The sequence below is a fragment of the Roseomonas rosulenta genome (assembly GCF_016106005.1).
GTDB classification, from domain to species: domain Bacteria; phylum Pseudomonadota; class Alphaproteobacteria; order Acetobacterales; family Acetobacteraceae; genus Neoroseomonas; species Neoroseomonas rosulenta.
The window spans coordinates 1-3,767 of record NZ_JACADR010000362.1 but is presented as its reverse complement, the minus strand read 5'-3'; the positions used below and the strand labels follow the sequence as shown (position 1 = coordinate 3,767).

Below are 3,767 nucleotides of genomic sequence, written 5' to 3'. Positions count from 1 at the left end.
GGATCGGGGACCGCGCAACGGCGGTCGCCTTCGCCGATGCCGTGGAGAATGCGCCGCGCCTGGTGCCGGCCGGCGCCACCGCGCTGGGGGAGGGGATGGCCGCCGCGCTCGCGCTGCTGGCCGCCTGCCCGGCGGAGGCGACGCGCCTGGTGCTCGACGTCTCGGGCGACGGGCGGCACAACCAGGGGCGCCCGCCGGGGCCGGTGCGCGACATCGGCGTGGCCGCCGGCGTGACCATCAACGCCCTGGCCGTGCTGAACGAGGAACCGGACCTGCTCGACCACTACCAGGCGGAGGTGATCGGCGGGCCCGGCGCCTTCGCCATGCACACGCCCGACTACGCCGCCTTCGCCGAGGCCATCCGGGAGAAGCTGCTGCGCGAGGCCGCTGGCCCCGCCATCGCCTGACTTGCCATCCGGGGCCGCGCATGGCTTAGCTGCGCGCGCATCAGGAGTTGGGCCGGCGCCCAACGCCAACCTGCCTTCCCGGGCAAGGTGGCGCCTCCGCGAGGGGGGATGCGGCCGTTCCGGCAACCAATCGGGAAGCGCCGCTGCGTCGATCTGCTCCGGACACAGGAGGAAAGACCGATGCGCGACGTGGCCCCCGCCCCAGACCTCGATCTGCTGCTCGCCCCCGGCGACCAGGCGCAGTTCGTCGCCCTGTGCGACTGGCCGACGCGCATGGGGCGGGTCGAGGCCTCCTGGCTCTACGTGGTGCTGCATCGCGGCCACGGGCTCTGGACCCATGCCTACCGCGTGGTGCCGGACCGCCGGCCGGGGCACCTCGCGGTGTTTCTGGAACGGGCCGAGGAAGGGGACCGGCGCACCCCGCTGGCCGAATGGCTGCGCGCGCGCGTGGCCGCGGCCGACGGGCGGCGCTGACCGGCTTGCACCGGCGTGCCCGGGCGGGGCAGAAGGCGGGGACCCCTGCGTGATCGGCCCGCCATGCTCCTGCTCATTCCCGGACCCGTGCAGACCCGCCCGGAGGTCCGCGCCGCCATGGCGCAGGACATCGCGCCCTGGGATCGCGACTTCCAGGCCGTCTATGCCCGCATCCGCGAACGCATCGTGGGCGTGGCCGGCGGCACGCCGGGCGTGCATGCCACCCTGCCGCTGCAGGGCGCGGGGCATTTCGTGACCGAGGCCGCGATCCGCACCTTCGTCGCCCCCGGGGCCAAGGTGCTGATCCCGATGAACGGCGCCTATGCGCAGCGCATGGCGCGCCTGGCGCGCGAAGCCGGCCGGCAGGTAGTGGAACTTGCGCTGCCCGACACGCGCGGGGCCACCGCGCAGGACATCCTGCCCGCGATGGAGGCCGACCCCGAGATCGGCCATGTCGCCTTCGTCTTCAACGAGACCGGCAGCGGCATCGTCAACGACGCCCAAGGCATCGGCCATGCGGTGCGCGGCCTCGGGCGGCGGATGATCCTCGACGCGGTCTCCGCCTTCGGCGTGCTGCCGTTCCGGCTCGACCAGCATCCGGAATGCGACGTGCTGGTCTTCACCTCGGGCAAGTGCCTGGAAGGCATGCCGGGCATGGGCTTCGCCGTGGCGCGCATGGACCGCGCGGAGGCCTGCGCGGGCAACGCCCAGTCCTGGTCGCTCGACCTGTCGGACGTGCTGGCGAATGCGAAGCGCTCGGGCTGGGGGTCGATCCGGTTCACTCCGCCCGTGCAGGCGATCGCGGCCTTCGACGTCGCGCTCGACCTCTACGAGGCCGAGGGCGGCCAGCCCGCGCGCCATGCGCGCTACCGTGCCAATGCCGATGCGCTCTACGACGGCCTGTCCGCGATCGGCCTGCGCCCGTATCTGGAAAAGCAGCACCAGGGGCCAGTGATCGTCACCGTCCATCAGCCCGCCGATCCGCGCTTCGACCTGATGGCCTTCGTCGAGGCGCTGAAGCGCCGTGGCGTGCTGATCAGCAATTTCTACAACACCAGCGCCCCCACGCTGCGCATCGGGGCAATCGGCGCCGTCACGACGGACGATATCCGCCGCGCGGTCACGGCGATCGGCGCGACACTGGACGAGATGCTGGCCAAGGCGGCGTGAGGGCGCGTGGCCGGAGGGGGCCTTTGCCCCCTCCGGACTTGCCCCCGCCAAGGGGCAACGGCCGTCGGTTCCTTCCTTGACTGACAGTCGGACAGCGGCGGAGATCGCCCTCGGCGACGTCGAGGCGCGCAGGGCGATCCCTGCCGGCGCCGGCATTGAGATTGTCGCTGTCCATCGATCTGGGTACCAGCCTGTTGCTGCGCGAGGCCTTCGGAGCGCCTGCCGTGACGCGCACCCCGCCGGCGCTCACACGCCTGGTCTTCAATCATCGAGACGTCGCCGCCCGCGCTCGCCCAGCCGCGGATGATTGCGCGCAGGAGCGGTTCGACGATCGGGCGGTTGCTTCTCGGTCTGGATGTTCGGTCCCAGGCTTTGATGGTGCAGTCGTCTCCCCGGCATGGAGGGATGCGCCATGGGCCGGGTTCTCCACGGCCGCGCCCGCACGACGGAGGCGGTCCGTCGCGCGATGCAGCATGGTCAAGAATGCCTGAGGGCCCTGGCCCGCCGGCAGTGCGTCGTGCGAACAGCACGCCCCTGGCGTGGCGATCCAAGGCGGCTGGGCCGCGCGTCACGCCGGAGGCGAGCCTTCGGCACGACGCTTGAGGGCATCAGAAGCCCGCCTTCTGCAGCGCCAGCGCGCCCATCACGCGCAGGCGCGCGGGCAGGGTCAGCTCATGGCCCCAGACGCTCGGCATCGGGCCTTCCGGCGCGGGGCCTTCCACGCCCGCGCCCATGCCGGCGCCGACCTCGATCTCGAAGCCGGATGGCGTGTGCGCGTAGAAGGACACCGTACCGTCGGGCAGCGCGTGGCGGCCGAGCTCAAGGCTGATCGGCACCTTCGCCGCCTTGGCCCGCGCGCGCATGTCCACGACATCCGCGACGTCGGGCGCCTCGAACTCGATGTGGTGCAGGCGCCGACGGCCCGGCACGTTCAGCACCGCGAGGCAGTGATGCCGCGCCGGCGAGCCGAGGAAGCCGCCGCGCAGGTCGAGCGGTCCGACGCGGCCGCGCATCCGCTCGTTCAGCCGCAGGCCGATGGCGGCCTCGTAGAAATCCACCAGCGGTTCCGGCGAGGGGCTGGCGAGGGCGACATGGCCGATCGGCCAGGATCCGTCGCCGGGGTCGGTCACGTCCATCAGCAGCAGGTCCAGCACATTGCCCGCGGGATCGGCGCAACGCATGGCACGCGCGACGCCGTCGGCCTCGATCGGCTCGAGCGTCGCGCCGGCCGCGCCGATGCGGGCGAGCGCGTCGCGATACGCGGCCTCATCCTGCCAGGCGAGGCCGAGCGCGGCCAGATCGTCGCGCGGGCCTTCGGTGATGCGCAGCGCGTGGGTGCGGCGCGGCGCGTTCCAGTCAACCCGCGCCTCGCTGCCGCTGATGGCGTCCAGGAAGGTCCGCCAGCGATCGGGGCGGCGCACCTCCACCGCGGCATAGGCGATCGTGACCTGCTCGTCGTTGCTCATGGCTCGATGTTCTCCGTCGCGGCCAGCACCGCATGGCGACGGATCTAGCGCGCCGAAGCCTGCCGCCGTGAGAACCACCCTTGCGGAGCGGTTCACCGGAATTGAAGAATGGCGCCGTGTTTGACTGGGATGATCTGCGGGTCTTCCTCGCCGTGGCGCGGCGAGGGTCGACGCTGGGCGCGGCGAAGGCGCTCGGCATCGGCCAGGCCACGGCGGCGCGCCGCGTCGCGGCGCTGGAGGAGGCGCTGGG

General features: G+C 72.6%; 5 protein-coding genes and 1 riboswitch. Of the genes, 4 read left to right on the top strand and 1 reads right to left on the bottom strand.

The window, feature by feature from the left end; translation table 11 throughout:
• From HW578_RS24195 to HW578_RS24185, 3 genes are all read left to right on the top strand, one after another.
• Window positions 1-407 (top strand): DUF1194 domain-containing protein (locus HW578_RS24195; RefSeq protein WP_198373264.1); only part of this gene is annotated, 407 nt, incomplete at its 5' end.
• A 32-nt stretch (window positions 408-439) separates the two neighbouring features.
• Window positions 440-547, top strand: a riboswitch (SAM-I-IV-variant riboswitch).
• 40 nt (window positions 548-587) lie between these two features.
• Window positions 588-881: a hypothetical protein gene (locus HW578_RS24190; protein ID WP_198373263.1), complete on the top strand. Its 294-nt coding sequence runs from the start codon at window positions 588-590 to the stop codon at window positions 879-881.
• A 63-nt stretch (window positions 882-944) separates the two neighbouring features.
• Window positions 945-2,051 carry a 2-aminoethylphosphonate--pyruvate transaminase gene (locus HW578_RS24185; RefSeq protein ID WP_198373262.1) on the top strand — a complete coding sequence of 369 codons (1,107 nt, stop codon included), beginning with the start codon at window positions 945-947 and terminating at the stop codon, window positions 2,049-2,051.
• Window positions 2,052-2,659: 608 nt separating this feature from the next.
• Here the strand turns inward: HW578_RS24185 and HW578_RS24180 are convergent.
• The gene (locus HW578_RS24180) at window positions 2,660-3,517 is read right to left on the bottom strand and encodes a VOC family protein (protein WP_198373261.1); all 858 of its coding nucleotides are present in this window, start codon (window positions 3,515-3,517) and stop codon (window positions 2,660-2,662) included.
• A gap of 116 nt (window positions 3,518-3,633) precedes the next feature.
• On the opposite strand from HW578_RS24180, the gene HW578_RS24175 reads away from it, so the two are divergent.
• Window positions 3,634-3,767: helix-turn-helix domain-containing protein (locus HW578_RS24175; RefSeq protein WP_198373260.1), on the top strand; the 134-nt coding region annotated here is incomplete at its 3' end.